This window comes from Rhodococcus sp. AQ5-07, assembly GCF_009707305.1.
In the GTDB taxonomy this organism is placed as follows: Bacteria; Actinomycetota; Actinomycetes; order Mycobacteriales; family Mycobacteriaceae; genus Rhodococcus_F; species Rhodococcus_F erythropolis.
This window is the reverse complement of sequence record NZ_CP046099.1, coordinates 4,776,576-4,801,336: the sequence shown is the minus strand read 5'-3', so window position 1 is coordinate 4,801,336 and position 24,761 is coordinate 4,776,576. Positions and strand designations below refer to the sequence as shown.

Genomic DNA, 24,761 nt, shown 5'->3' with positions numbered 1-24,761 from the left:
TTCGTCTGCTGCGGATCTGCATCAGCTCACTTGAAGTCTGACACAGACCAAGCGATGCCCACCGTATGCCCTCGAGGGCGCAAGTGGAAAGCCGAAGCCGGGACGAGCGCAGCCGGAGGCGAGGTTCTCAACAGGAGTTGTCCCCAGAACTATTTTCAAAGAGCTTTTCCTAGGAAATTCTCAGTAGTAGTAATAAGTCCTGTGCAATCTGTGGAGCAACGGTTGTCGACGCTGGTAGGTCCCCTCGAGGGCCTGTGCACTTCTCGAGGACAGACTCGAGGACCAATCGACCCCCTCTGTGCACTCTCTGAAAGTTTTCGGATTCCTCCTCGAGAACTCCACAGACTTTCGGAGTTATCAACACAGTTATCCACAGATGTGAATACTTTTCACAAGAAACGAAGAGTTTGTTCTCATCGGCGTGTCCGACTCCGGCGTGTCGTCCCTCGAGGTGGACAACCGCCCTCGAGGGGACCGCACGTGTAACCCTTCGAATACACCGATGCCGCTCGAGGGAAACCTCTGCCTCGAGCGGCATCGATCGAAATAAGTGCAGATCAACGCTTGGAGCGCTGCTTGATCCTTGCGGTCAACTCCTGAACCTGGTCGTACACCTTGCGGCGTTCCGTCATTTCCTTACGGATCTTCTTGTCGGCGTACATGACCGTCGTGTGGTCACGGCCGAACGTCTGACCGATCTTCGGCAATGACAAATCAGTGAGCTCACGGCACAAATACATCGAGATCTGGCGGGCCTGAGCGAGTGGCCGGGCCTTACCCGGCCCACACAGGTCGTCGATCGACATGTTGAAGTATTCGGCCGTCACCGCCATGATCGTCGCCGCGTTGATCTCGAGGCTCGACGAATCGGGCATCAGATCGCGCAGGACCACCTCGGCCAACGTCAGATCCAACGGCTGGCGGTTGAGCGAGGCAAAAGCGGTGACGCGGATCAACGCGCCCTCGAGTTCACGAATGTTGCGCTCGATACGGCTGGCGATCAACTCGAGGACATCGTGCGGGACCTCGAGGCGATCCATCCTCGCCTTCTTGCTCAGAATCGCGATACGCGTCTCGAGCTCAGGCGGCTGAACGTCGGTGATCAGGCCCCATTCGAAGCGCGTCCGCAGACGCTCCTCGAGGGTTGCCAACTGCTTGGGCGGACGGTCCGAGGAGACGACGATCTGCTTGTTCGCGTTGTGCAAGGTGTTGAAGGTATGGAAGAACTCCTCCTGGATACCTTCCTTGCCTTCGATGAACTGGATGTCGTCGACCAGCAGGACGTCCGTTTCCCGGTATCGACGTTTGAACGCGACCTTGCGGTCGTCACGAAGACTGTTGATGAAGTCGTTGGTGAATTCTTCGGTCGAGACGTACTTGACCCGCATGCCGGGGAACAGTCGCTGTGCGTAGTGGCCGGCGGCGTGAAGAAGGTGCGTCTTGCCCAGGCCCGAAGCTCCCCAGATGAACAAGGGGTTGTACGCACGCGCCGGCGCCTCCGCGATCGCGACGGCAGCGGCATGAGCGAATCGGTTGGACGATCCGATCACAAAAGTGTCGAAGGTGTACTTCGCGTTGAGACTGTTCGCGCCGGACCCAGAAGCAGAAGGAGTAGCGGGCGGCTTCGTGAAGTACGACGGCCACGATTCGTGAACGCTCGCGAGTGCTTCGCGGTCGTCGTCGACTTCCTCGGTCTCGGCAGTCTCGGAGTCCGAAGGTTCTCCGTCGCCTTCGGTGAATCTGCGCCGACGGTATGCGCCCGATGAGTTGACCGACTCGAACTGACGGCTGCCCGTGCGCTCCTCGACCGGTTCGGCGGGTGCGTCGGCATCGTCTTCGAGTGCGATGCGGACACCGAGTCCCTCGACCTGGCCGCCGAGGTGGCGTCCGAGTGCCTGCAGGATCGGCTCGCGTAGATCGCGCTCGATCGTCTCTTGAGCAAATGGCGATGGAACCGAGAGGAGTGCAAAACCCTGAGCAAGTGTGAGAGGCCTCACCAGACGGACAAATGCCTTCTGCTTGCTGCTCAAAGCCGGAAGATTACTTCCGGGGTCATCACTCGTGAGTTCTGCAACCACGTCGACCCAGACCCGTGCGAGCGCGTTGGGATCGTCGTTCACGTGGTTCCTTCCCGTGTTTCGCCGACAGTGGGTGTGCTGCAGCTGCCGAGCGTATGGCTGCGGCGTCGAATGATTCGGTGGATTACCACCCGGGGTGAGAACCCCGTAACAGGCTACGAATATGCCACCTGGGCTGTGTTTCCACACAATTATCCACAGATGTGGACAAACCTGCACTGAGTCGGTTTTTTCGTCAACCAAATTCGTCAAAGTGATCGAGAAATTGATCTACCTGCAACTTTGTCGGAACTCGAGGCGTTCGCCACTTGGTGTCGGGGATGCGTCAACACTCACAGCCCTGTGGATGAATGTGGAAACTCGGGATTCGGGGTCGCGTCCGGCGCTCGTGCCCGTATGTGCTGATGAGGCCTTGTCGGGAGCATGCGCCGGTGGAACTGTCCGGGTTGCCTTCAGGTCACCTGCAGTCCGTAGCGGAACTGTTGCCAAGGTCACACTTGCCGCCTCGCTCGAGGTCACGGCCGTATGCACACCGCGAATGGAATCTGCGGAATGATGGAAGTATCGGCGTGTCGTCGCGGTTGCCGCGAGAGGGCTCCGAATCGGGCTGGTTTGACCTTGGCAACGGTGGTAAGTAACCTCGAACGGTCACCCGCTGGTGGTGATCGCTTCGTGCTGGCTACATATGTCAGGTCGGATCGGTCTTCCAAGCCACAACGAGTGAAGTTGATTGTTCTGTACCTGTTGGATCCAAAGGCGCCGTAAGGCGTCGATCACTGAATGACGCCGGGAGGCGTCAATGAACTTCGAGGAGTGTTGACCGTGGCCAAGGGCAAGCGGACGTTCCAGCCGAATAATCGCCGCCGCGCGCGTGTTCACGGCTTCCGTCTTCGTATGCGTACCCGTGCGGGTCGTGCAATCGTTTCGGCGCGTCGCCGTAAGGGCCGCGATTCCCTCACCGCCTGATCTGATTTCGAGTTCAGGAGCTCGGGGTGTTGCCTGAGCCGTCTCGGTTGCGTCGCCACGCGGATTTCTCCGTGGCGGTGCGACGCGGGCGTCGTATGGGAAGACGCGACCTTGTCGTGCACGCGTTCGATCGCGAGCAAGTAGAGGCGCTGGTAGTAACAAATCACGGTCCCCGTTTCGGGCTGATCGTGAGCAAGGCTGTCGGGCCGGCGGTGATTCGACATCGAGTCGCACGCCGGCTTCGTCATATCTGTGCAGATTTCGTCGGGCAGGTTTCGCCGGAGACGGACGTGGTTATCCGCGCACTTCCGGGCGCAGCTACCGCCAGTTCAGCCGAACTGGCCAAGCAGTTGCGTGGGGGCCTGACCAAAATGAACCTATTGGTGTCGGTAAGTGAAGAGCCATGAGTACTCCGCTCTCTGAGCAGATCGAGACTCCCAGAGCCTCCCGTGTCATCACGGTGTTGAAGGCTGTGCGTCGCGCTCCCGCCACTGTTCTCATCTTCTGTATCGAGTTGTACCGGACGTATGTGTCGCCCTTGAGGATGCCGACCTGCCGGTTCACCCCTACCTGCAGTGAATACGCGGTCGAAGCGCTGCGCACTCACGGGGCGATCAAAGGCCTTTTCTTGACTGTGGTGCGGTTGGCGAAGTGTGCCCCCTGGCATTCTGGAGGGTGGGACCCTGTCCCTGCCCGTCGTGACCGTGATGCGGGTAGCCGCCATAGCTGTCCGGAAGCACGCGCAGCGTGTCACAGTCCGACGGACGAACAGAGGAGTACTTAGAGCCGTGCTCAATTTCATTTACTATCCGGTATCCGCGATTCTGTGGGTCTGGCACAAGGTCTTCGGGTTCATTCTCGGCCCGGACAACGGAATAGCCTGGGCGCTCTCCGTGGTGTTCCTGGTGTTCACCTTGCGTGCGGTTCTGTACAAGCCGTTCGTGAAGCAGGTCCGCACGACCCGCCAGATGCAGGAACTGCAGCCGCAGATCAAGGCATTGCAGAAGAAGTATTCGGGCGACCGTCAGCGCCAGGCCGTCGAGATGCAGAAGCTCCAGAAGGAGCACGGATTCAACCCGATCATGGGCTGTCTCCCGGTCTTGGCTCAGGCTCCGGTGTTCATCGGTCTGTTCCACGTCCTGCGCTCGTTCAACCGCACCGGCACCGGCATGGGCCAGCTGGGCATGAGCGCCGAGGACAACCTCAACACCCCGAACTACGTCTTCTCGGCCACTGACGTCCAGTCGTTCCTGGATGCTCGTCTGTTCGGCGCGCCCATCTCGGCCGCGATCACGACGCCGGTTGCGCAGCTTCAGGCTTATGTCACCGAGAACGTTCCCGAGCTTCCGTCACGCCTGAACATCATTCTCGTGGCCGCTCCGTTGATGATCATTGCCAGCATCGCGACCCACTTCAACTCACGCGCTTCGGTTGCCCGTCAGAGCGAAGCAGCTGCCGCGAACCCGCAGTCCGCGATCATGAACAAGCTCGCGCTGTACGTCTTCCCGCTCGGCGTTCTGGTCGGTGGACCGTTCCTTCCGATCGCGATCCTCCTGTACTGGGTGTCGAACAACATCTGGACCTACGGTCAGCAGCACCTCGTCTTCCGCAAGATCGATGCCGAAGAAGAAGCGAAGAAGCAGGAAGCGATCACTCGCCGCAACGACAATGCGCCCAAGCCCGGTGCCCGTCCCGATCCCGGTAAGAAGAAGGGATCCCCGGCTGCGCTGAAGACCGCGGATTCAGCCGACGACGACGGTGACGCCCCGGAAGTTTCGCTCAAGAAGCCACAGCCGAAGCCCTCGGGTTCCAGTGGTGGTTCTACCTCGAAACCGAAACAGAACCGGCCACAGAGCAACCGCGGCAACTCCCCCAAGCGCAATAAACGGCGCTGATCCAGGAAAGAGAACGACCAATGTCCAGTGAAGCTGACATCGTTGTGGATGGAGAGAACGCAGACGTGAGCACCGAGACCACTGCGCCGGTTACCGATGTGGATGTAGACATCGACGATTCCGATGACGATTTGATCGAAGAGGGCGAGATCGCCGGCGACTACCTCGAGCAGTTGCTCGACGTGCTCGATTTCGACGGAGACATCGACCTTGACGTCGAGGGCGATCGGGCGATCGTCAGCATCGACGGCGGCGACGACCTGACCAAGCTTGTGGGACGTAAGGGTGAGGTTCTGGATGCTCTCCAGGAGCTGACTCGTCTGGCTGTTCAGCAGTCGACCGGCGAGCGCAGCCGCTTGATGCTCGACATCGCCGGCTGGCGGGCGGGCCGCCGCGAGGCACTCAGTGCTCTCGGTGCGGAAGCCGCACAGCGTGTTCTTGAGACCGGCGAACGCGAAGAGCTTGCTCCGATGACGCCGTTCGAACGCAAGATCGTGCACGACGCCGTCGCCAAGGTCGCCGGTGTTTCCAGCGAGAGCGAAGGCGCTGAGCCGTCTCGCCGAGTGGTTGTCCTCAAGGACTGACACTCCCCCCTGATCGAATGCGGGCCCCGGATTTTCCGGGGCCCGCTTTTGTGTACGAGAGGTGTTTCACGTGAAACCGAATCCGGCGGCACGGTGAAGGTCCGGTGCCTATCGTTGTCGACATGTCCAACGAGCGCTCCGGATTCCCTCTCGGATTGATGACCCTTGGGGCCTTGATAGGGATGCTCGTGTGCGGCCTGAGCTATTGGCCCGTGGTCTTCGAACTACAGCAGAAAATGGAAGTCCAGTCCTTTCCGCCGGGCGGTCTGAAGTATTGGCTCTGCTGGTTGTTGCCGCTGGGAGTAGTCGCCGTCGTATTCATTCCACTTGCACTGGCATGGCGATCCGGGAGACCGGTCATGCTCAGCTTCGCGATTGCCTTCTTGTTCGTCGGGGGTGCACTGTGCATGTTCGGATATTCGATCGACAACATGCCGTACTACATGTGAGCCCCTCCCCTCCCCTCAGGAGGAATAGTCGGCCTTCGTTTCACGTGAAACCGGATCGATGGTTGTTGCCCCGAGCCCTCGATCTCCGCCCCAGATTGCCGCCACAATGGATCACCGACCTGATGTCGTCAGGCCTGCTGGCAAGGTCGTCACCTTCGGCGCTGGCATCCGATGACCGACAACCCGCCTGCCCTCACTTCGACGGCCCCCGGATTGGGGCGTCATCAACAACGATCAACAAGGAATTAGCATCCACACATGCACGTCGACATCGAAGGCGCCACCCGGATCGCCCGCCTCGCCGCAGAATTCGACTGGACCTGGGCCGTCGACGACCTCGAACCCTTCTGCGCACAAGCTGGATGGGAACTCGTCGAACTCAGGCAAGGTGGCGGCTCGATACGAACGAACCTTCATGTCTGCCGGCCGAAGGCGAACATGTTCAGGCGGAACCGTTCGATGCACTACATCTCAATCTTCGTCTCGGACCTGGCAGATCTAGGTATTCCCAAGGCAGAAGTTCGCCCGTTGCTGGTCGAGGGGTTCACGAACCTCGATGTGGCATTTACCGCACTCCTGGGGACAGCCACGAGCGCCGAACCCGGACCTGAGGCAACTATCCGGTGGGATCTGCCGAAAGCGGTCATCACACTGCACCGGGGTTTCAGTGCAATCCACCTCGCTCTGAAGAGTCCGAAGTATCAGGCATGGATGGATGAGCCCGAACCGGAGGACGAGGACTAGCGATCGAGGTCGGCGAGATCGCATCCGGTGTGGAAACAGGTTTGCGCACTCCTCACACGAATCGGACCACTCACATCGAATGGGCTTCGTCGCCACGCAAAGTCGATGATGCTGTTGCGGGCTTCGGGGTGAGATCGGCGGCGACTACTTTGCCAAGCAAACCGGAATCGACCTCATCTGCACGGGCTCCGGTTCATAGACTGCGGACCGCGTCGGGGTAATCACGGGACCGCCCTGAGTTCGGTTGACTCGCGGGGTGTGCGCGATCGGCGTCGCGCCCACACCTGCTGCTGGTCTCGTCATGAGGGCGGATCCGGGCTGTAAGAGGTGGAAGGACTTCGCGGTGCCCGGATCGAACTCGTGAGCGATGATCTTGTTGGTTCCGGGTTCGGTATGCACCAACGGGTAGTCGTAGTCTTTGCCGTCCAACAACTCCTGCACCAAGCGCGGATCTTAATCGCGCAGAGCCTGCAGCGCTTTCGAGTCCAGGCGCAGGAATTCATCCTGCGCATCGGGCAGGTCCCCTGCTCGACTTTGATCTTCCCGCCGACACCGGTATCCACATCGAAGGCGAACTCGCCATGCGCATCCTGTGATGCGAAGCTCCTTGGATTCGCGGTTTGTGATGCCAAGTCTCCGGTGTCCCGCAACAGGAGTGTCAAGCCGCCGGATGTATGGCTCGCAACAACCGGCGGTGAGATAACGATGCTGTCCGGGACTTGGACTCGAAGCTCATCCGCGTCGAACAACAGATTGCGTCAGACCGACCGAGTCCGTTCGGCTGTCCGACGGCAGCAATTCTCTACAACCACTTTTCGTAAAAAATTGCCCATTTTGGGCCCGAATTCCATCCATGTAACTACCTACGGCAGTTTCGTCACTGTGATGATATTGAAAATCGACCTACTATCTCCATGCGACCTTCCGGCTATGTTTCACGTGAAACGGGTCAGATTTCGGCGAATTATCAGCGCAATGTTTCACGTGGAACGTGAACCCCTCCCCTCCCCCACTTGAATTTTGGGCCGAATACTTCCCAAAGAATGAACGAGTCGGCAGACTCACAGCGAGTCGGTGTGCAGAAGCGAACACATGTCGGCTCCAGAGCGGATAATGATTTCGGTCTTGATTGTTGATTTCGCGGTTTACGCGGGAGGATGTTTCACGTGGAACAGAATGGTGCGGCGTCGGTTGACTGGGACGAACAAGAGACTGCGCGCGCAGTGTTCGGTGACAGATATGAGATCGCGGAACGGTATTACCAATCCCTGGCGACGGATGGTGTCGAGCGCGGGCTGATTGGTCCCCGTGAAGTCCCTCGACTGTGGGAGCGTCACCTCCTCAATTGTGCCGTCATCGGTGAGTTGATTGCCGAAGGCGAGTCGGTTGTGGACGTTGGAAGCGGTGCCGGTCTACCCGGTATCCCTCTCGCAATCGCCCGCCCGGACTTGAAGGTGACTCTGGTCGAACCGTTGCTTCGACGCTCGGTGTACCTCGCGGAGTTCATCGAGTCCAACGGATTGGACGTATTGGTTGTCCGAGGGCGAGCCGAGGAATCGGGTGTTGTGAAGGAAGCGGGCGGTGCGGACGTGGTCACTTCGCGGGCCGTGGCGCCTCTCGAGAAGCTCGCACGTTGGTCCCTCCCACTCATTCACGAGCACGGTCGGATGCTGGCACTCAAGGGTTCGAGCGCTGCCGAGGAGATCGAGCGGGACCGTACGGCGCTCACCAAATTGGGCGCAGGTAAATTGGAAATACTCGAATGTGGAGCCAAGATTCTCCGCACCCCCACCGTGGTGGTGAAGGCCGAACGTCTCCCGAAGCGTCGCCAGCGTTGATGATTTACACGCATGCAATCGAGAGCAATGTACAGATGATGAGAGCACCTAGTGATCGATTCCCAATCGAAGGAGCAGTCAATGTCGGGTCGATCTGAATCCGCCGTTTCACGTGAAACACCGAAGCAGCACACGAGCGCGGGTGCGGATCAGATCGTCAACGACGACGACGACAATTTCACCGCCCCCTACGCGGCGATCTCCTCGGAGGAGACTCCCATCGGGGCGGCCGCGCATCGAGCGAGCCAGGTGCTTCACCCCCATTCGGTGACGCTGCCGAAGCCGGCGTTCCGCCGCGTGATCACCATCGCGAACCAGAAGGGCGGCGTCGGTAAGACGACGACCACGGTGAACCTTGCGTCGGCGCTCGCTCTTCAAGGGCTCACTGTCCTCGTGGTCGATTTGGACCCTCAGGGCAACGCCAGCACGGCTCTGGGCGTCGTCCATACCTCGGGCACCCCCTCCAGTTACGAGTTGCTCATAGGCGAAGTGAAGGCCCCGGAGGCGATCCAGACCAGCCCGCACAGTGAGCGCCTTCTCTGCATCCCGGCAACGATCGATCTGGCGGGCGCCGAGATCGAATTGGTCTCCATGGTTGCCCGCGAGAATCGACTCAAAGGCGCGCTCAACGACAAGGTGCTCGCAGAGCTCGACGTCGACTTCGTCCTCATCGATTGCCCGCCCTCGCTGGGGCTGCTGACCGTCAACGCGATGGTTGCTGCCAAGGAAGTCCTGATCCCGATCCAGTGCGAGTACTACGCCCTCGAGGGGGTCGGTCAGTTGCTCCGCAACATCGAACTCGTCCAGGCTCATCTGAACCCGGATCTGCATGTCTCCACCGTCCTTCTGACGATGTACGACGGACGGACCAAGCTCGCCGACCAGGTCGCCGAAGAAGTACGCAAACACTTCGGTGAGGCCGTCCTGCGCGCTGTGATTCCGCGCAGCGTGAAGGTGTCCGAGGCTCCCGGATACGGAATGACAGTTCTCGATTACGACCCGGGTTCACGTGGCGCCATGAGTTACCTCGACGCCGGACGAGAACTTGCCGCCCGCTCTGCCACCACGACGACCCAGGAGCAGTGAGATGAGTCAAGCACGCAAAGGTGGATTGGGCCGCGGCTTGGCTGCTCTCATCCCCACTGGGCCGGCCACGGCACCGGGTCTGGGTTCGGCTGCAGCGGACGTCGTAATCGGCGTCGACAAGCGCAACCCCTCCCCTCCCCCACCGACGAAGGCAGCTCCGAAAGCGCCGAAAGCCGCTAAGGCGACGGCGGCGAAGGCTCCGGTGGAAGCTGAGCCGGAGACCGAACTCGAGCCGACCGGCGCGGTCTATCTGGAGATCGAACCGAGCCTGATCGAGACGAACCCGAAGCAGCCTCGCAGCGTTTTCGACGAGGAAGCACTCGCGGAGTTGGTTCACTCGATCCGTGAATTCGGTTTGATGCAGCCGATCGTGGTCCGTCGTCACGGTGACAAGTACCAACTTGTCATGGGTGAGCGTCGCTGGCGCGCGAGCCAGGAAGCCGGGCTGGAGAAGATTCCGGCGATCATTCGTGAAACCGATGACGACTCGATGTTGCGCGACGCGCTCCTCGAGAACATCCATCGAGTGCAGTTGAACCCCCTCGAGGAGGCAGCGGCGTATCAGCAGTTGCTCGAGGAGTTCGAAGTAACCCACGAAGAATTGGCCAATCGGATCGGACGTTCGCGTCCCGTCGTGACCAACATGATTCGTCTGCTGAAGCTGCCGGTGGCGGTTCAGCGCCGCGTTGCGGCTGGAGTACTTTCGGCCGGCCATGCTCGCGCACTGCTGTCCCTCGAGGCGGGTGCCGACGCTCAGGAAGTCATGGCGGCACGCATCGTCGCCGAAGGAATGTCGGTTCGCGCGACGGAGGAAGCCGTCACTCTTGCCAACCGGGCGGACAATGAGATCGCTCCCCCGCAGAAGCGCAAGCCCATCGTGATGCCGGGTCTGCAGGATGTAGCCGAGCGGTTGTCGGACTCGTTCGACACCCGGGTGACTGTCAGTCTGGGCAAGCGGAAGGGAAAGATTGTGGTCGAATTCGGCTCGGTCGACGACCTACAACGCATCGTCGGAATGATGGAAGCGCAGAAATCGACGTAGTGAACTCGGATGCCCGTTTGGTGACGTAATTACGATGACCGGGCACACCACCTATTTTCGTCACAGTGACGAAAATAGGTGGTCCGAGCTTCTCGAAATCTTGAACCGGGACGAAAGATGTTGAACAGCAATACATTAGAGCGATCAACTCTCGCGCCACTGCCGACTCGGTACAGCTGGCCTATCCTGGAGAAGAAAAAAGCGGCGGGCGAACATCAAAACCGCTTCGGGGACCTACGGAGAGTGAGTTAGTCAGTGTCGACTCACGTCATCACCTCTCTCACGCTCGACAGCCTCGATCAGCTTTCCGCCCATGCGCGTCGATGCGTGTTCTGGGAGATGGACCCGGGCGCGCTTCACGACGCCCGAGGATTCTGCGATCAGGAATTCGAGAAGGAAGCCTGGCTGTCGATGGTCATGCTCGAGTGGGGTTCGTGCGGACAGGTCGCCGTCCGCGACGGAAAGCCGCTCGGAAGTGCGTTGTACGCCCCTCCCCGCATGATCCCGCGCGCGCAACTGTTTCCGACCAGCCCGGTCAGCTCGGACGCAGTGCTTCTGACAAGCCTTCGCCTCGAGCCCTCGGGCATAGAGGAAGAACTAGGGCCAAGCCTGATGGCCGCTGTCGTGACAGATCTGGTTCGACGCGGAGTTCGTGCGCTCGAGGCATTCGGTATCCGTAGCGACGACTTGGGACCTGCTTCCGACGTGGCCAGCGCAACGGCCGCTCTGGAATGTTCACCCGCAGAATGCATGATCAGTGCCGAGTTCCTCGAGGATTACGGTTTCGAGGTCGTGGCACCGCACCATCGCTATCCGCGGCTTCGTCTCGAACTCAATCGAGATCACGAATGGAAAGTCGACGTCGAAGAAGCCCTCGACCGTCTACTGAAGGCCGCAGCTCTCGAAATGGTGGAGATCAGCGAGCTCGCCAGAGTGTGAGCAGGTGCCGACCGCAGGACCTACGAAATGCGGTCGGCTACCGAAAGTTCTTCAGCGAGAAGCTCGGCGAAGGTGAAGGTGCCGGTCGGCTGATCGTCTTGACCCAGCAGGTACAGCCGCTTGACGGAGATCAAGATGGCTTCGGCAATGGTGTCCCGCATCCGCGGATTCGTCAGTACCGCAACGTCGGACGCGTTGGACAGGTAGCCGAGATCGATCTGCACCGTCGGCATGTTGGTGAGGCGCAACAACTCCCACGTCCGACCGTGAGTTCTGCAGTCCCGCAACGGAGTTCGCGCAACGATCTCGCGCTGAACGAAACCGGTCAACACCTGCCCGATCATCGAGACCGAACCGTGCGAATTTCCGAAGTGGAAGCTCGCGACGCCGTTTGCCGACGGGCTCGAGTTGCTGTCGCAACGCAGGGAGATCATCAGATCCGCGTCGAACGCATTGGATGTCAGTGCGCGCTCGGCCTCGGTGGGATCGGCGTTGTGCGGGCGGGAGAGGAAAGTTTCCATCCCGGTTGCGGCCATCCGCCCCTCGAGTCGCATGGCCAGATCCCAGAGGATGTCAGCTTCGGAGATGCCGTTGACGATGTTGCCCGTCGACGGCCCGCCGAGGCCGGGATCGATGACGATGCGCTTACCGCCCAGTTGCGGGCCCTTGCGCCGCACCAGTTCCTCTTCGCTGATCGCATGTGGGGAACCACCGGTGACGCGGGTTCCCAGAAGTTCCAGCGAACGGAGTGTCTGCGGGCCGCAGATACCGTCGGCGGCGATCCCGATTTCACGCTGGAAAGACGAGAGAGATTCGTGGGTTTGCGGACCGAAGAAACCGTCGACCCGGCCTGCGTAGAAGCCCAGATCTTGCAGTTTTGCCTGCAGCGCTGCGACGTCGTCGCCGTACAGCGGCGCGGACAACTGGTAGATCAACGTACGGGCACCCAGGCGGTACGAGGCCTCACGAAGTGACCGATAGGTCGCCGGGCCCACAATGCCGTCGACAAGAAGCCCACGCTGCTGCTGGAAGGCACGAACGGCGCTGTCGAGTTGATGATCGAAGATGGCGTCGGGTGCAACCCAGTGGGCACCGTCGGCGCTTTCACGTCGAATGCCGGAAGTTCCGTGATGGAGGTATCCCAGCTTCGTCAATGTGCCCCGAATCTCGGCGACGGCCGGGCCGTGATCGCCGTGTCGGAGTCTGTGCATGCGTGAAAGCCTCTCGGATCGGTTAACGAATTCGATCGATGTGCCTGGTCGTAGACCCGATCAGGCACATCGATCGATTATCTCAGAAATTCTGTGGATTGCGAGAATCCACGATGCTCACCCAGCCGTCAGAGAACGTCTGCGAGGTCCTTGAGCAGCGCGGCCTTGCCCTTGGCGCCGACGATCGTCTTGATCGGCTTGCCGTCCTTGAACAGGATCATCGTCGGGATCGACATGACCTGGAAATCGCGCGCGGCCGCGGGGTTGGCATCGATGTCGAGCTTGGCGACGGTCAGCTTCTCGCTGTTCTCGCCGGCGATCTCCTCGAGGACCGGGGCGACCATCTTGCACGGGCCGCACCAGGTTGCCCAGAAATCGACCAGAACGGGCTTGTCGCTGCCCAGGACGTCCTGCTTGAAGGAATCGTCGGTGATGGTGACGGTATTCGACACTGTTACTCCTCGAGGGTTGGGTACGACAGCTTGGTGAATCAGGGAGCGCCGACGACGTCGACCGTGTGGCCGGCTGCGTCGAGCGTGTTGGCGGTGATGTCGCCGCGGTCGGCCAGCCAGCGTTCGGCGTCGATTGCTGCGGAGCATCCGGTGCCGGCAGCGGTGATCGCCTGACGGTACGTGTGATCGACCAGGTCACCGGCAGCGAAGACGCCGTCGACGGAGGTCGCGGTGGAACCGGGAGCGACGCGCACGTATCCGGCGTCGTCGAGATCGACCTGGCCCTTGACGAGTTCACTGCGCGGGTCGTGGCCGATGGCGACGAACATGCCGGTGATCTCGAGTGTGGAAGTTTCACCGGTGACGGTGTCGCGCACGACGAGGCCGGTGACGCTGTTCTCACCGAGCACCTCGACGGGCTCGGCATCGGTCAGGAAGCGGATCTTCTCGTTGGCCTTGGCGCGCTCGAGCATGATCCGTGAGGCGCGGAACTCCTCGCGGCGGTGCACCAGGGTGACCGAGCGAGCGAAGCGGGTGAGGAAGGTTGCTTCTTCCATCGCGGAGTCGCCGCCGCCGACCACGACGATGTCCTGGTCACGGAAGAAGAAGCCGTCGCAGGTGGCGCAGGCGCTGACGCCGCGGCCGAGGAGGCGTTCTTCACCGGGAATGCCCAGGTAGCGGGCTGCCGCGCCCATGGCGAGGATGATCGCGTGCGCGGCGTAGGTTTCGCCGTTCGCGACGACCGTCTTGATCGGGCCGCTGAGATCGATCTCCTCGACGTCCTCGGTGCGGATGTCGGTGTCGAAGCGCAGTGCCTGCTCGCGCATCTGTTCCATCAGATCGGGGCCCATGATTCCTTCGCGGAATCCGGGGAAGTTCTCGACCTCGGTGGTGGTCATGAGGGCGCCACCGAACTGGGTTCCCTCGAAGAGCAGGGGCTGGAGCTCAGCGCGCGCGGTGTAGACACCAGCGGTGTAGCCGGCCGGTCCGGAACCGACAATGATGACGTCATGGACCGCGGGCGTGGTTTCCAGCTGGGTGGTCATGCGAGCCTTCCAATAGTGAGTGCAGACCCTCCGCTTCTTGGAGAGCCGTACCGATCAACACCAGGATAAGGGGTGTTGTTCCCGCACTCCGCTGGAAAGTGGCTCACAGCCGGCAGCTCACAGCGCGGGACTCACTGGGCGGGGCGCGGTGCCTCCCGAACCACCAGCGCGTCCCGAACCACACAGCGCGTGCCGGTGTAGATGGTGGGCATGCACTTGTTGCAGTGGATACACAGACCCTCGTCGACGCTCTCGGCCTGAAATTTGTTGACCAGTTGTGGGTCCCTGAGCAGTGCGCGCGCCATGGCGACGAACTCGAATCCTTCATCCAGTGCGTGCTCGATGGTGTCGACGCGGTTGATGCCGCCGAGCAGGATCAGTGGCATCCTCAGCGCCTGTCGGAACTGACGGGCGAAGGGCAGGAAGAAACCCTCCTCGAACGGGTACGTCGGAAAGAGTTTGGGACCGTAGAACTTCAGCCCATACCCGACGAGTTTGGGTTGGGAGGCGACAAACTCAGCCAGTGGGACCTCGCCGCGGAAGAAGTACATTCCGTTGAGAAGTGAACTGCCACCGGTCAATTGCATCGCGTCCAGATGGCCGTCGGCTTCGAGGATCTGGGCGATCGGCAGGCTCTGGTCGAGCCACAGACCTTTCGGCACCCCATCGGACATGTTGAATTTCGCGGTGACCGCCACGCTGGTTCCAGCGGCCACTCGCACCGCTTCGATGACTCGACGCGGATACTCGGCGCGCTTGGCGACGCTGCCACCGTATCGGTCGTGGCGCTTGTTCAGATTGGGGCTCATGAACGAGCTGAGTAGATAGTTGTGACCGAGATGGACCTCGATGGCGTCGAATCCTGCGTCCACTGCGACGCGGGCGGTCCGTTCGAAGTCGGAGACGACACCGTCGAGTTCGGCGAGTGTCGCGCCTTTGACGAGGCCCATCGCGGGCGGACTCAGCCGGGTCGACGGCGCCAGGGTCTTCGTCTTGTTGGAAAGCGTGTTGGCAACCAGTCCCGCGTGGCCGATCTGCGCCGCGGCAAGCGCGCCTTCTGAGTGGACGGCGTCGGTCAGTCTGCGTAGTCCCGGCAGCGCGCGCTCGTCCATGACAAGGGTGTCGCGGTGGACTCGTCCACCTGGTGAGACCGCGCAGTAGGCGACGGTGGTCATCGCGGCCCCGCCCCGGGCCACTTCGGCGTGGAAGTTGATCAGATCGTCCGAGACCGCTCCCCGGGGCATGACGCCCTCGAACGTTGCAGCTTTGACAATGCGGTTGCGCAAGGTCAGAGGGCCGAGACGTGCGGGTTCGAATATCGACGGTGTGGGCGCTGTGGTCATTTTCAACTTCCTGCGGCGGCCTGATCTTTACGATGCCAGTGGACTCGTAACTACGACGATATAGCGCCTACTCCCAATCTGTCCGACAATTCGACACGATGAACGCCACAGGATCAGGTCGCCCACGAGACCCACGCATCGACGACACAGTCCTCGAGGTCACCCGAGCGATGCTCCTCGAGGTCGGATGGGAGCAACTCAGTCTCCGGGCGATCGCGGCACGGGCAGGGGTCAGCCGAGCCTCGATGTCACGACGATGGCCGTCGAAGGCACATCTAGTTCTCGGGTCGATCCTGGGTGCGACACCAGACCTGACACCGTTCGAGGGCACCGATCGCGACGGCTGGATCCGTTGGGTGGTGGAGGGAAGTGCTCAGCTCTTCTCGCGGCCCGAGGTTCGTGCTGCGTCGCCGGGACTGCTGGCTGCGCTGCGCGACCATGACGACCTACGCAACGAATTGTGGCGCGGTTTCAGTGGGCCGAGCACGCAACTGTTCCTTCAGAACGCCGAAGATCCCGAATCGGCACTGCTCGATGCCAAGGCCGTGCTGGTATTGGCGGCCGGAGCAGCGATGTTTTCGAGTCTGATAGCGGTCGAGGACGATACGGATGCGTTGCGCGGGAGAATCCTCGAGCTCCTGCTACCGGCGGCAATACCGCGCTGACCATCGACGTCAGCCGATGTTCTTGACCGACAACGTATTCGGATTCCCGTCGCTGCAGTTGATGCCAACAGTGAGTGCAGTGATCTGACGCGGCTGCGATCCTGTGAAGAGTAGGACTATCGCCGGTGCACCGTCGATGCGAACCTCACCCGAACCGAGCACCGGCCTGCCCTCGTCGATGCCATTGGCGCTCAGGCAGCCGGCAAGCCTGGACGGATCATCCAGTGGTCCAAGGTTTTTGGATCCGATGAGTGAAAGCAGGGACGCCGAATCCGGATCGTCGACAGCAGATGTCACCGATGTGCTTGGTTGAGCGACAACGCTTTCGGCAGGTTCGGAATCTCGGGTTCCGATCACAACGATCACGAAGGCCACCAACACGGCTGCTGCGGCACCGAGCAGCCACGCTTGTGGGCGTCGCCGGAACGGCACGACGGTTGTCCCTGCTGACGGCTCGACCTGGCCGGACTGTAGATCCAGTGCCGAATTGATTCGCTCGGCAAGCGAATTCGGAATCCGTTCGTGAGAGGCCTCGCGCGAGTTCAGCGTCGCGAGTGATGCTGTGACGCTGTCGAGAGTAGTGACAAATGCATGGGCGTCGGCGTCTGCGTGTACCAGCGGCCACAGAGCTGCACTGGTTTGGGGATCGAGAACCCCGGCGTGAAGATCCGCCAAGAGGTCCTCCGAAAACGGAGGCGACGGAACGCGAACAGACGGATCTGTCATGAACCCTCCCTCGGCAGTCGGTGTGGACGCTTACAAGATAGGACGCGGCCGGTTCACGAATGGTTCCCGCCTTCGCGAAAGTCCTCCAACTGGGCGGCGAGGCGCTTGCGCGCGCGGGCGCAGCGACTCTTCACGGTCCCTACGGGCACGCCCAACCTCTCGGCGGCCTCGGCCACCGGATACCCCTCGACATCGACGGCGACGACGGCAGCGCGCTGCTCAGGGGGCAGCGATGCCAGCGCTTGTTCGACGGTCAGGCTCATGTCCACTCCCGCCGCGTAATCGCGGTGATCACGGGGTTCCTCCGCATTCTCGGAAGACAGAGAGAACGCGGCCCGCGATTTGTTGCGTCGGATCCGGTCAAGGCAGGCATTGACCACGATGGTGTGGAGCCAACTACGCACCGCCGCATCGCCGCGGAACTTCGCCGCCTTGCGGTGCGCGGAGAGCAGACCCTCCTGGAGTGCGTCTGCCGCGTCCTCGTCCGAGTAACTCGTACGCCGGGCAACGTGCCACAGATGATCCTGATGCCGGACCAGTAGTTCACGGAACGCGTGTCGATCGCCCGCGACATGAGCGGTCAACAATTCGAAATCCGTCGGCTCGAGATTTTTGTTCTCGAAACTTCTGGATTCGAAATTTCCGGCTCCGCCCCCGGTGCCCCCCCGATAACTGTGCACGGGCGGATATTAGCCCAGTCGGTAGGTTTCAGAAGGGCCAAGGGCGATCACTTTGCAGCAGTGAATGCAATCTCCGAGATGGATGTCTGGTTTTGTCCGGATTCGGTGCTGAGCTGCGTAATCCAAACCAGGACATACTGACCCGAGCCGTCCGACGAGAGCGGAATGTCGGTCACACCGTTCTTCAGTACACCGGATCCGATTTCCTTGGTCTGATCCAGTGAAGTATTCGCAGAAGGGGCAGAACGGATTTCAATGACGGTTCCGGGCGAATCGGACGTGATCGCAATGTTTTTCAGGTTGGCCGCATCGGCGAGCGTCACCATCAGGCCGACGCCGTTCTTCAGGGACGGGAAGGGCTGGAAGTACGAGTCCGACGACCATGCGGTGGCCGGATTGCCGTCGATGACGTTCTTCGCCGTTGCCGGCTGATCCGGCGTGCCCTGGGGCGAGAACACCGTTACGGCCGAGGCGGCTACCGGCACGGTTGCGGCCGCCGGTGCGGGGGCAGGTGAATTGTTCTCGGGCGCAGTAGCTTCGGTGGTCAAGCCGAAACTCTGCTCGCTGAGCGGGGTGTCGTTACTGCCGCCCGAGAGGAAGCTCGCTACCCACACCACAAGGAGAATCAGGACGATCACGGTGAAGACACCGAGCGCCGTCAGTGCCGCGAGCATCCGCGTCGACTTCTTCTTCTCGGCCTCGATGGCTTCGGGGTCGTTCAGTGCGTGACCCGACGCTCCCTGTTCGCGGTGGCCGAGACGAAGTGCCGGAATCATTTCCGTCTTGTCGTTGACGACGGACGCCTGATCGAGAATGTGCTGCACGGTGGCAGCAGTGCGGATTCCACTCTCCGACTGCAACGCTCGAACTGCCACGGCCGAGATGTCGAACGGGACCTCCGGACGGACGACCCGAGGTTCGACGATGTTGCCGTCGGCGCCGCGGCCGGCGGGAAGCAAACCACCGACGGGACCGGCGGACGGATCGGCGAGCGGCCAGCGCGCCGTGATGAGCGAGTACAGCATGGCGCCGAGACCGCGGACGTCGCTGGTGGAATCGGCGTCGGCAAGCGTCGCCGGGAACGCCAGTACGGCGTCACCGTTGATGCTGATGCGAACGCGGTCCGGGTGATCGATGGACAGCGCGCCGCCGGTGCGGTGAGCAGCTTCGGCAGCGGCCGCGAGGGCGCGGATGGCGCGGGCTGCACCGATCGGTGACGGCGTGGTCTCGGCCATCTCACGCAGCGAGCGGCCGGGAGTCCATTCGGCGACGACGATGCCGCCCGAACTTCCGCGGACGACGTCGAGGACGCGAGCCAGACCGGGCGAGTTGATCCTTCCCAGGCGCAGTGTGCGCGAGAGAACCGCCTGCGGTCCGGACTGGCTGTCGTCGTCACCGCGCTGATCGGCGTCGACGAACGTCAGGGCTACTTCACGGTCGAGCTTGACGTCGAGAGCTTCCCAGAACTGCAGTCCGCGGGTTCCGCCGTGCGGCGCGAGCAGACGGTAGCGTCCGCCGGCGACAGAGGCGCCCGGGATGAGCTTGGGTCCACGGGGCATCGGTCGCTGGGCCGGTCGTGCTGCGGATCCGGCGGCAGGTGTGCGAGGCGCAGCGGGCGGCGGTGTCTGAGCTGCAGCCGTCTTCTGAGGTTCGGGTGCCTTCTTGTCCGGAGCAGGCGTCTTCGGCGCGGGTGTCTTCGACACAGGTGCTGAAGGTGTCTTCGACACGGGAGCCGAAGGTGTCTTCGACACACTAACCGGAGGCACCGGCGGTGCGGCCTTCTGCACCGGCGGCTGTGGCTTCTGGCCCTGCTGTGGCTTCTGGACCGGCCGCTGCGCGGGCTGCTGTGGCCTCTGACCCTGCTGTGGCTTCTGGCCGGCAGATGCGGAGGAACTCGTGGATGCAGGTGTGCCCGACGATGCCGTTGACTTCTGTTCGGACGCTTTCACGGCAGAAGTCCCGGCACTCTTGTTGCCGGAAACGTTGTCGTCGCTCACCCTCGCTCCTTCTCCATCGATAGCCTGTCCCCGAATACGCGCGGGTTGCGATCCTGTACGCCCATGACCAGGGTACGGGAGCGCACCCGGTCGTTCTTGCTCGTTTGATTCCGTTCTGATTGCAGGAATCAGCTCGGTGACGTCGTCGTCGGTGTTGTTACGTGTGTCCGGTTCGGCGCGACCTGTCAGTGAACGAATCTTGCGGGAGACCGCAACCGTTACCGACAGAACTTCCGGAACCTTCTTGAAGTAGAGAATCGTGAAGGTGATCGCGAGCATCAGGATGCCGCCGACGGCGACGCGAACCATCGAGCCGGGTCCGCCGAAACGCTCGGTGAGTTGATCGAATCCGAGGACGCGGTCGACCGCGAGCATGGTCAGCGAACCGGCCAGCGAGGCGAGTACGACGGACCAGACTGTCTTGCCCACGTTGGCCATCTGCAGGTTTCCGAGGCTGCGGTGCAGGAGGTATCCGCCGATGACGGCGCCGGTGATGTATCCGAGACCGTTGGCCGCACCGAGCAGGATCACGACCTGATCGCTGTTGGAGGCGAAGACCGGAGCGAGCGCCGAGAAAGCGATCTTCACTGCAGTGATGCCGAGAACGATCCACGTCGGCGTCCAGGCTTGTTCGCGGGCGTAGAACACACGAAGTTGGATCAGGACCAGCGCGTACGGAATCAACGTGAATGCCGACCAGCTCACAGCGGTGCCGAGTCGTTCGGCCTGTTCGGGTCCGAAGCGGCCGTAACCGTAGAGCGCTTCACCGACCTGCGGACCCATGAAGGTCAGGAACATGATGATCGGAACCAGCGTGATCATGGTCAGACGCGTTGCGACCGACAGATCGTCCACGACGGCCGGGGTGTCGTCGGCCGCAGCGTTGCGGCTCAGGCGCGGCATGATCGCGGTCAGAACCGTCACTCCGAGCACGCCGTACGGGAGTTGCAGGAGCAACCAGGCCTGGCTGTAGATGGCAGGGCCGGCTTCGTCGGCATGTGAGGAAATCTTGGTCGCGAAGATCATGCCCATCTGGCTGATCAGGACGTACAAGACGATGGCGACGGCCATGCCGCCGAACTGGCGCAGGCGATCGTCGAGGCCCCACAGCGGCTTGAGCGAGATCTTCTCGCGGCGAAGTGCGGGGATCAGGCTGGCTGCCTGCACGATGACGCCGATGGTGATGCCGATGCCGAGGGTGAGCAGCTTGGCGTCGCCCATCGAGACCGGATCAAGCGAGATCTCGCCCGGAGTCAGGCGGTAGACCACGAGCACCACGAGGACGACGACGTTGTTGAGTACAGGAGCCCAGGCTCCGGGCTTGAAGATCTGCCTGGTGTTCAGAAACGCTGTGAACAGTGCCGACAGCCCGTAGAACAGGATCGCCGGCAGAAGTAGATACGACAGCGCCGTGGTCAGGTCGGTGCTGACCTTGCCGTCTTCGGACAGGAAGACGTATTTGGTGAGTACGGGCGCTGCCAGGGTCGCGAGCAGCGCGGCCATGCCCAGTAGGACGAGCGACGCCGTGAAGAGGCGTCGGACAAACGCTTCGCCGTGATCGGCGTCCTCCCGCTCGGCGCGGACCAGCACGGGGACGACGATCGCGGTCAGAACGGCGCCCAAGACGAGCTCCGCGATCATGTTCGGGATCTGGCTGGCCACGGTGAACGAACTGGCGATGGCCGGGCCGAGGACCATCAGGATCATCAACTGCTTGGCGAACCCCGTGATGCGGCTCGTCAGCGTCGCGATCGCGATGGAACCCGTCGCCGCGAGGAGGCGGGAGTTCGTCTCCTTACGATCACCGACCAGGGCGTGCGCGTCGGTATCGAACTCGTCCGACTTTGTCGCCTGCCGATCGGCGAATTCCATCTCGGCTTCGCGATATCTGGGATAGTCGCGGATCACCGGGATGGTCATGGTGGGTGCGTCGTCGAAACGTGCGTCCGGGTTGACCGGCTGAATCGGGTAGCCGCGCTCCCACGGTGGCATCCGAGGATGCGAACGGGTCGTGGCACTCTTGCGGGTGATCGCCGAGCGGCGACCCTCCTCGGGTGGATTCCCGGTCATGAGCGTTCGTACCCTTCATCTGCTGGGTCCGGCTGACCCTTGAATCGATGCCACAGCCGTCGCCCTGCCAGGAACAGCAGCAACCCTCCCGCTGTCGCCGTCACGGCGGCCAGGGGACGACCGTACGCATTCGACCGTACGGTCACGCTGGTCGGCGTACCCAATTGGCGGCCATCTGTCGTGGTCAGCGAGAAGTTGACTTCCAGCTTGCGAGAATCGTTCATTTCCGCGGGCACAGTCAACTGTCGGCTACCTCGCGGCGGCAGCTGTTTGGGACCGATGTCACTGATCTGCATCTCGGGTGGGGCTTCCACACGCAGGTCGACGTTGATGGCGATGGGCAACTCGTTGCGCGCCACCAGCAGGAGCGGACTCTGCCCCGACGCGAGGGTGTAGACGCCGCCCGGCGACACCACACTGACGGCCCGGTACATCCCGTCGACGGCTTCGGTGACGTTGTCGGCGCGGATGGTCGCAGCCCGCTCCGCCCGATTGACCGATGCGGAGTCGACGTTGCGGCGATCCGCCAAGGTCATCGAGCGAAGTAGATCTTCGCGGAGCGGTGCCGTGAATCCCCGGGGGGTGAGCGAAGCCGCCGGATCGTCCACGAGCGATGCTTCGAGCCCGTCGATACGCGGAAGTTGGGTGGTTGCGGTCTCGACGACGGACGTCTGCGGACCGTCCTGGGTGGCTCGGTCCGGGTAGTCGAGCGTGGCGGCGTCAGTGGCCCCCGGTTGTCTGCCGAGTAGTGCGGGCAGGGCCTGAGGTGAGGCGAGGCCAGAGCGAATGAGGGTCGCGAGCATCGAGAGCACGGCGGTGGCGTCGTTGCTGTCCGCGGTCCACAGTTGCGGCGGCGCGAAAATCTGATTGCGCGGCAGAGAGGTCGGCGTCAGCGCGGCCCAGGCCATCGCTCCCAGCGCGTCCTGACGCCGGGCGCTGCGCGATTCGATGTCGATGGTCGGCGCGGTGTCGTCGGGGATGTACGACGGGACCTGCGGCTCCGAGCCGGTGGCGGCCAAGGCTGCGGCTGCCGAGGTGTCGAACGCAAGCGCGTCGAGTGAGCCGGTTATCCGCGACGACAGTTGCGGGGCTGCCGAGTCGACGGAGGTGTCAGCCACCATCGCTGTGGTGGGATTCACGCTCAGCACCTCTGCGGTGGCCGAGTCGAGGACACCCGAATCCGGCCAGACGAAATCTCGCAGTGACGTCACGCCGAGGATGTTGTCGACGATGTCTGCCGGGCGTGCGAGCGCGGTAGCCGTCAACTCCGGATTGGCCACCGAGGTGACCGCGGCGAGATCGGCCTGCGCGAACGGAACCGCCGTAGTGCACATCGAGGACGCGAGGGTCTTCACCCGGCCGAGCCATTGGTTGGCGGCGTCGCTGCCACGGCCTTCGTGCGACGGTCCGGTGGGATCTGACGAGTTGTCGGCCACGAGGTATCCGCGAGTCATGTTCTCGACGGTGATCAGAAGGTCGGGGTCGATTGCCAGGCAGAGCGCATCCGTGACGCGGCGATCGGTGTCGCTCTCGGGCTTGGTGGCGTTCTCCACCGCATCGACCAACGCGTCCAGGCGCCCGCCGTCGGAAAGTTCGGTGGCGAGTTCGTCGTCGATCAGGCGCACGGGCTCGTTGACCGCGCCCGGGATTCCGCCGACGAGTCGTGGCGCGTCGGCCAGCGGCCACATGAGCGTGACGCCGATCGGGGCGGACGTGTCGGGGGGAACGACGGCCGTCGCCGACGAACTGGGTGTTCCGGATGTGGCGTTCGATTCGGCCGCGGCCGGCACACCGAGCACTGGGAGCAGGAAGCGTGCGTCGTCGAGTCGGGCGGCCCCGCCGTATTCCGGGGTGCCGTTCACGTTGACGAGCATCGGGTAGACGCCCGGTTCGGTGATGTCGAGAGACAACCCGTTTGTGCTCCGGAGCGGCAAGGTGAGTGTGAACTGCTTGGACTGGCCGGTGTCGAGGGTGGTGGCAACGGTGTCGAATTCGCCGACCGTGTCGAAAACAGCCTGGTCGAAATCGAGTGCTGCGCGCACGTCCGAACTGGAGTCGATCGCGGGAGCGCGTTGCAGCCTCACTCCGACGTCCTCGACGGGACGGTCACCGACGTTCTTCACCGTGCCCTTGACCACGACGTTGCGGTCGCTGGTTGTCGTCACGGTGGTCGGTGCGGTGGAGTCGATGGTCAGCTGCAGAAATTTGGCATCGTTGGTGTTTCGCGCCGGTGCACGCTCACTGGGCTGGCTGGACGGAGCGGCCCAGGAGACGGCCGTCGTCGCGGGCCCGAAACCGACAGCGGCCATCACCAAAGCGGCCACACCGGCCCGCCGCAGAGCCATTCTCATCCGGCGTCCGGTTCCTTCGGGTGCTGTACTCGCGGGATTTCAGGTCGGTGCATTTCAGGTCGCGGCATTTCAGCGATCATCTGCGATGCAAGTTCGGCCAGCTTGCGCTCGTCGGCGTATGCGAGTCGCTTGTGCAGTTCCGTCAGCGGCACCCAGGCGACTTCGGTGACCTCGATGTCCTCGTCGGAGAGTTCACCGCCGAGAAAGCGGAGGAGATAGTGGTGCACGGTCTTGTGGACGCGTCGACCTTCGGTCACGAACCAGTAGTCGATGCTGCCCAGCGGTGCCAGGACGGTTCCCTGGATACCGGTTTCTTCTTCGACCTCACGCATTGCGGTCTGTTCGGCCGTCTCACCTTGCTCGATATGGCCCTTGGGTAGCGACCAGAGCAGGCGTCCGCGGCGGTCGGTTCGGCCGATCAGTGCAGCGCAGAGGCGTTCGGGAGGTCCGCCCCAGCCATCGACGACCAAGCCGCCCGCAGAAGTTTCACGGACGGTTCGCATCAAAGGTTTATCGGGGTTGCCGACGGCAGGTCGACGCCGCGGGTTGCGGCGACTCCTGTTTGTTCGTTCGGCACCAGACACCTCATCGATACTAGT

At 62.2% G+C, this 24,761-nt stretch carries 23 protein-coding genes; 12 read left to right on the top strand and 11 right to left on the bottom strand.

Annotated elements, in window-relative coordinates; genetic code table 11:
- Nucleotides 1-557: 557 nt before the first annotated feature.
- Entirely contained in the window at nt 558-2,120 is a 1,563-nt protein-coding gene (gene dnaA / locus GJB56_RS22380; RefSeq protein ID WP_003942491.1) for a chromosomal replication initiator protein DnaA, read from the bottom strand.
- Nucleotides 2,121-2,900: 780 nt separating this feature from the next.
- On the opposite strand from dnaA, the gene rpmH reads away from it, so the two are divergent.
- From rpmH to GJB56_RS22345, 7 genes are all read left to right on the top strand, one after another.
- Nucleotides 2,901-3,044, top strand: coding sequence for a 50S ribosomal protein L34 (gene rpmH, locus GJB56_RS22375; RefSeq protein WP_003942540.1), 144 nt, complete (start codon nt 2,901-2,903; stop codon nt 3,042-3,044).
- A 26-nt stretch (nt 3,045-3,070) separates the two neighbouring features.
- Complete coding sequence (rnpA, locus tag GJB56_RS22370) at nt 3,071-3,451, top strand: ribonuclease P protein component (RefSeq protein WP_019746209.1); 381 nt, start codon at nt 3,071-3,073, stop codon at nt 3,449-3,451.
- Complete coding sequence (gene yidD, locus GJB56_RS22365) at nt 3,448-3,828, top strand: membrane protein insertion efficiency factor YidD (RefSeq protein ID WP_007729147.1); 381 nt, start codon at nt 3,448-3,450, stop codon at nt 3,826-3,828. The genes rnpA and yidD overlap by 4 nt, the downstream gene beginning before the upstream one ends.
- A 4-nt stretch (nt 3,829-3,832) precedes the next feature.
- Nucleotides 3,833-4,939, top strand: coding sequence for a membrane protein insertase YidC (gene yidC, locus GJB56_RS22360; protein WP_019746208.1), 1,107 nt, complete (start codon nt 3,833-3,835; stop codon nt 4,937-4,939).
- Nucleotides 4,940-4,959: 20 nt separating this feature from the next.
- A complete protein-coding gene (locus GJB56_RS22355; protein ID WP_003942504.1) occupies nt 4,960-5,523 on the top strand; it encodes a Jag family protein in 564 nt (187 codons plus the stop codon).
- A gap of 122 nt (nt 5,524-5,645) precedes the next feature.
- The gene (locus GJB56_RS22350) at nt 5,646-5,972 is read left to right on the top strand and encodes a hypothetical protein (RefSeq protein WP_020971491.1); all 327 of its coding nucleotides are present in this window, start codon (nt 5,646-5,648) and stop codon (nt 5,970-5,972) included.
- Nucleotides 5,973-6,230: 258 nt separating this feature from the next.
- Nucleotides 6,231-6,716 carry a DUF6301 family protein gene (locus tag GJB56_RS22345; protein WP_060938752.1) on the top strand — a complete coding sequence of 162 codons (486 nt, stop codon included), beginning with the start codon at nt 6,231-6,233 and terminating at the stop codon, nt 6,714-6,716.
- A gap of 144 nt (nt 6,717-6,860) precedes the next feature.
- Here GJB56_RS22345 and GJB56_RS22340 read toward each other — a convergent pair whose 3' ends face one another.
- Nucleotides 6,861-7,157 (bottom strand): hypothetical protein, encoded by a 297-nt coding sequence (locus GJB56_RS22340; protein WP_195849556.1) that lies wholly within the window; start codon nt 7,155-7,157, stop codon nt 6,861-6,863.
- Nucleotides 7,158-7,873: 716 nt separating this feature from the next.
- Between GJB56_RS22340 and rsmG the strand changes: the two genes are divergently transcribed.
- From rsmG to GJB56_RS22320, 4 genes are all read left to right on the top strand, one after another.
- Nucleotides 7,874-8,554 (top strand): 16S rRNA (guanine(527)-N(7))-methyltransferase RsmG, encoded by a 681-nt coding sequence (rsmG, locus tag GJB56_RS22335; RefSeq protein ID WP_019746204.1) that lies wholly within the window; start codon nt 7,874-7,876, stop codon nt 8,552-8,554.
- 81 nt (nt 8,555-8,635) lie between these two features.
- Nucleotides 8,636-9,640 carry a ParA family protein gene (locus GJB56_RS22330; RefSeq protein ID WP_020971488.1) on the top strand — a complete coding sequence of 335 codons (1,005 nt, stop codon included), beginning with the start codon at nt 8,636-8,638 and terminating at the stop codon, nt 9,638-9,640.
- Nucleotide 9,641: 1 nt separating this feature from the next.
- Nucleotides 9,642-10,682, top strand: a complete 1,041-nt coding sequence (locus tag GJB56_RS22325; protein ID WP_070384710.1) for a ParB/RepB/Spo0J family partition protein — start codon at nt 9,642-9,644, stop codon at nt 10,680-10,682.
- Nucleotides 10,683-10,937: 255 nt separating this feature from the next.
- Nucleotides 10,938-11,621, top strand: a complete 684-nt coding sequence (locus GJB56_RS22320) for a hypothetical protein (RefSeq protein ID WP_019746201.1) — start codon at nt 10,938-10,940, stop codon at nt 11,619-11,621.
- Between the two features lie 20 nt (nt 11,622-11,641).
- Here the strand turns inward: GJB56_RS22320 and GJB56_RS22315 are convergent, their stop codons facing one another.
- The 4 genes from GJB56_RS22315 to nox all read right to left on the bottom strand — a co-directional run bounded on the left by GJB56_RS22315 (nt 11,642) and on the right by nox (nt 15,673).
- Nucleotides 11,642-12,832 (bottom strand): N-acetylmuramoyl-L-alanine amidase, encoded by a 1,191-nt coding sequence (locus tag GJB56_RS22315; RefSeq protein ID WP_020909860.1) that lies wholly within the window; start codon nt 12,830-12,832, stop codon nt 11,642-11,644.
- A gap of 128 nt (nt 12,833-12,960) precedes the next feature.
- Nucleotides 12,961-13,284: a thioredoxin gene (gene trxA / locus GJB56_RS22310; RefSeq protein ID WP_003942530.1), complete on the bottom strand. Its 324-nt coding sequence runs from the start codon at nt 13,282-13,284 to the stop codon at nt 12,961-12,963.
- 38 nt (nt 13,285-13,322) lie between these two features.
- Nucleotides 13,323-14,330: a thioredoxin-disulfide reductase gene (gene trxB, locus GJB56_RS22305; RefSeq protein WP_113683378.1), complete on the bottom strand. Its 1,008-nt coding sequence runs from the start codon at nt 14,328-14,330 to the stop codon at nt 13,323-13,325.
- A 131-nt stretch (nt 14,331-14,461) separates the two neighbouring features.
- Nucleotides 14,462-15,673: a 4,4'-dithiodibutanoate disulfide reductase gene (gene nox, locus GJB56_RS22300; protein ID WP_113683377.1), complete on the bottom strand. Its 1,212-nt coding sequence runs from the start codon at nt 15,671-15,673 to the stop codon at nt 14,462-14,464.
- Nucleotides 15,674-15,771: 98 nt separating this feature from the next.
- Between nox and GJB56_RS22295 the strand changes: the two genes are divergently transcribed.
- Nucleotides 15,772-16,338 carry a helix-turn-helix domain-containing protein gene (locus tag GJB56_RS22295; protein ID WP_113683376.1) on the top strand — a complete coding sequence of 189 codons (567 nt, stop codon included), beginning with the start codon at nt 15,772-15,774 and terminating at the stop codon, nt 16,336-16,338.
- 9 nt (nt 16,339-16,347) lie between these two features.
- On the opposite strand, the gene GJB56_RS22290 is transcribed toward GJB56_RS22295, so the two are convergent.
- From GJB56_RS22290 to GJB56_RS22270, 5 genes are read right to left on the bottom strand one after another with little or no spacing between them, the layout of a single operon-like run.
- Complete coding sequence (locus GJB56_RS22290; RefSeq protein ID WP_113683375.1) at nt 16,348-17,064, bottom strand: hypothetical protein; 717 nt, start codon at nt 17,062-17,064, stop codon at nt 16,348-16,350.
- Between the two features lie 53 nt (nt 17,065-17,117).
- Nucleotides 17,118-17,744, bottom strand: coding sequence for an RNA polymerase sigma factor SigM (gene sigM / locus GJB56_RS22285; protein ID WP_019746195.1), 627 nt, complete (start codon nt 17,742-17,744; stop codon nt 17,118-17,120).
- Between the two features lie 47 nt (nt 17,745-17,791).
- Nucleotides 17,792-21,811: a lipid II flippase MurJ gene (locus tag GJB56_RS22280; RefSeq protein WP_113683374.1), complete on the bottom strand. Its 4,020-nt coding sequence runs from the start codon at nt 21,809-21,811 to the stop codon at nt 17,792-17,794.
- A complete protein-coding gene (locus GJB56_RS22275) occupies nt 21,808-24,162 on the bottom strand; it encodes a DUF6049 family protein (RefSeq protein ID WP_047890106.1) in 2,355 nt (784 codons plus the stop codon). The genes GJB56_RS22280 and GJB56_RS22275 overlap by 4 nt, the downstream gene beginning before the upstream one ends.
- A complete protein-coding gene (locus tag GJB56_RS22270) occupies nt 24,159-24,746 on the bottom strand; it encodes an NUDIX hydrolase (RefSeq protein WP_019746192.1) in 588 nt (195 codons plus the stop codon). The genes GJB56_RS22275 and GJB56_RS22270 overlap by 4 nt, the downstream gene beginning before the upstream one ends.
- Between the last annotated feature and the right edge of the window lie 15 nt (nt 24,747-24,761).

What these genes read in the sequence shown, in the direction of transcription:
- GJB56_RS22350 (WP_020971491.1), top strand. Translation starts at nt 5,646, where the DNA reads ATGTCCAACGAGCGCTCCGGATTCCCTCTCGGATTGATGACCCTTGGG.
- rsmG (WP_019746204.1), top strand. Translation starts at nt 7,874, where the DNA reads ATGTTTCACGTGGAACAGAATGGTGCGGCGTCGGTTGACTGGGACGAA.
- GJB56_RS22295 (WP_113683376.1), top strand. Translation starts at nt 15,772, where the DNA reads ATGAACGCCACAGGATCAGGTCGCCCACGAGACCCACGCATCGACGAC.
- GJB56_RS22355 (WP_003942504.1), top strand. Translation starts at nt 4,960, where the DNA reads ATGTCCAGTGAAGCTGACATCGTTGTGGATGGAGAGAACGCAGACGTG.
- trxB (WP_113683378.1), bottom strand. Translation starts at nt 14,330, where the DNA reads ATGACCACCCAGCTGGAAACCACGCCCGCGGTCCATGACGTCATCATT.
- GJB56_RS22315 (WP_020909860.1), bottom strand. Translation starts at nt 12,832, where the DNA reads ATGCACAGACTCCGACACGGCGATCACGGCCCGGCCGTCGCCGAGATT.
- nox (WP_113683377.1), bottom strand. Translation starts at nt 15,673, where the DNA reads ATGACCACAGCGCCCACACCGTCGATATTCGAACCCGCACGTCTCGGC.
- yidD (WP_007729147.1), top strand. Translation starts at nt 3,448, where the DNA reads ATGAGTACTCCGCTCTCTGAGCAGATCGAGACTCCCAGAGCCTCCCGT.
- GJB56_RS22345 (WP_060938752.1), top strand. Translation starts at nt 6,231, where the DNA reads ATGCACGTCGACATCGAAGGCGCCACCCGGATCGCCCGCCTCGCCGCA.
- GJB56_RS22290 (WP_113683375.1), bottom strand. Translation starts at nt 17,064, where the DNA reads ATGACAGATCCGTCTGTTCGCGTTCCGTCGCCTCCGTTTTCGGAGGAC.
- GJB56_RS22330 (WP_020971488.1), top strand. Translation starts at nt 8,636, where the DNA reads ATGTCGGGTCGATCTGAATCCGCCGTTTCACGTGAAACACCGAAGCAG.
- GJB56_RS22325 (WP_070384710.1), top strand. Translation starts at nt 9,642, where the DNA reads ATGAGTCAAGCACGCAAAGGTGGATTGGGCCGCGGCTTGGCTGCTCTC.
- GJB56_RS22280 (WP_113683374.1), bottom strand. Translation starts at nt 21,811, where the DNA reads ATGACCGGGAATCCACCCGAGGAGGGTCGCCGCTCGGCGATCACCCGC.
- GJB56_RS22275 (WP_047890106.1), bottom strand. Translation starts at nt 24,162, where the DNA reads ATGAGAATGGCTCTGCGGCGGGCCGGTGTGGCCGCTTTGGTGATGGCC.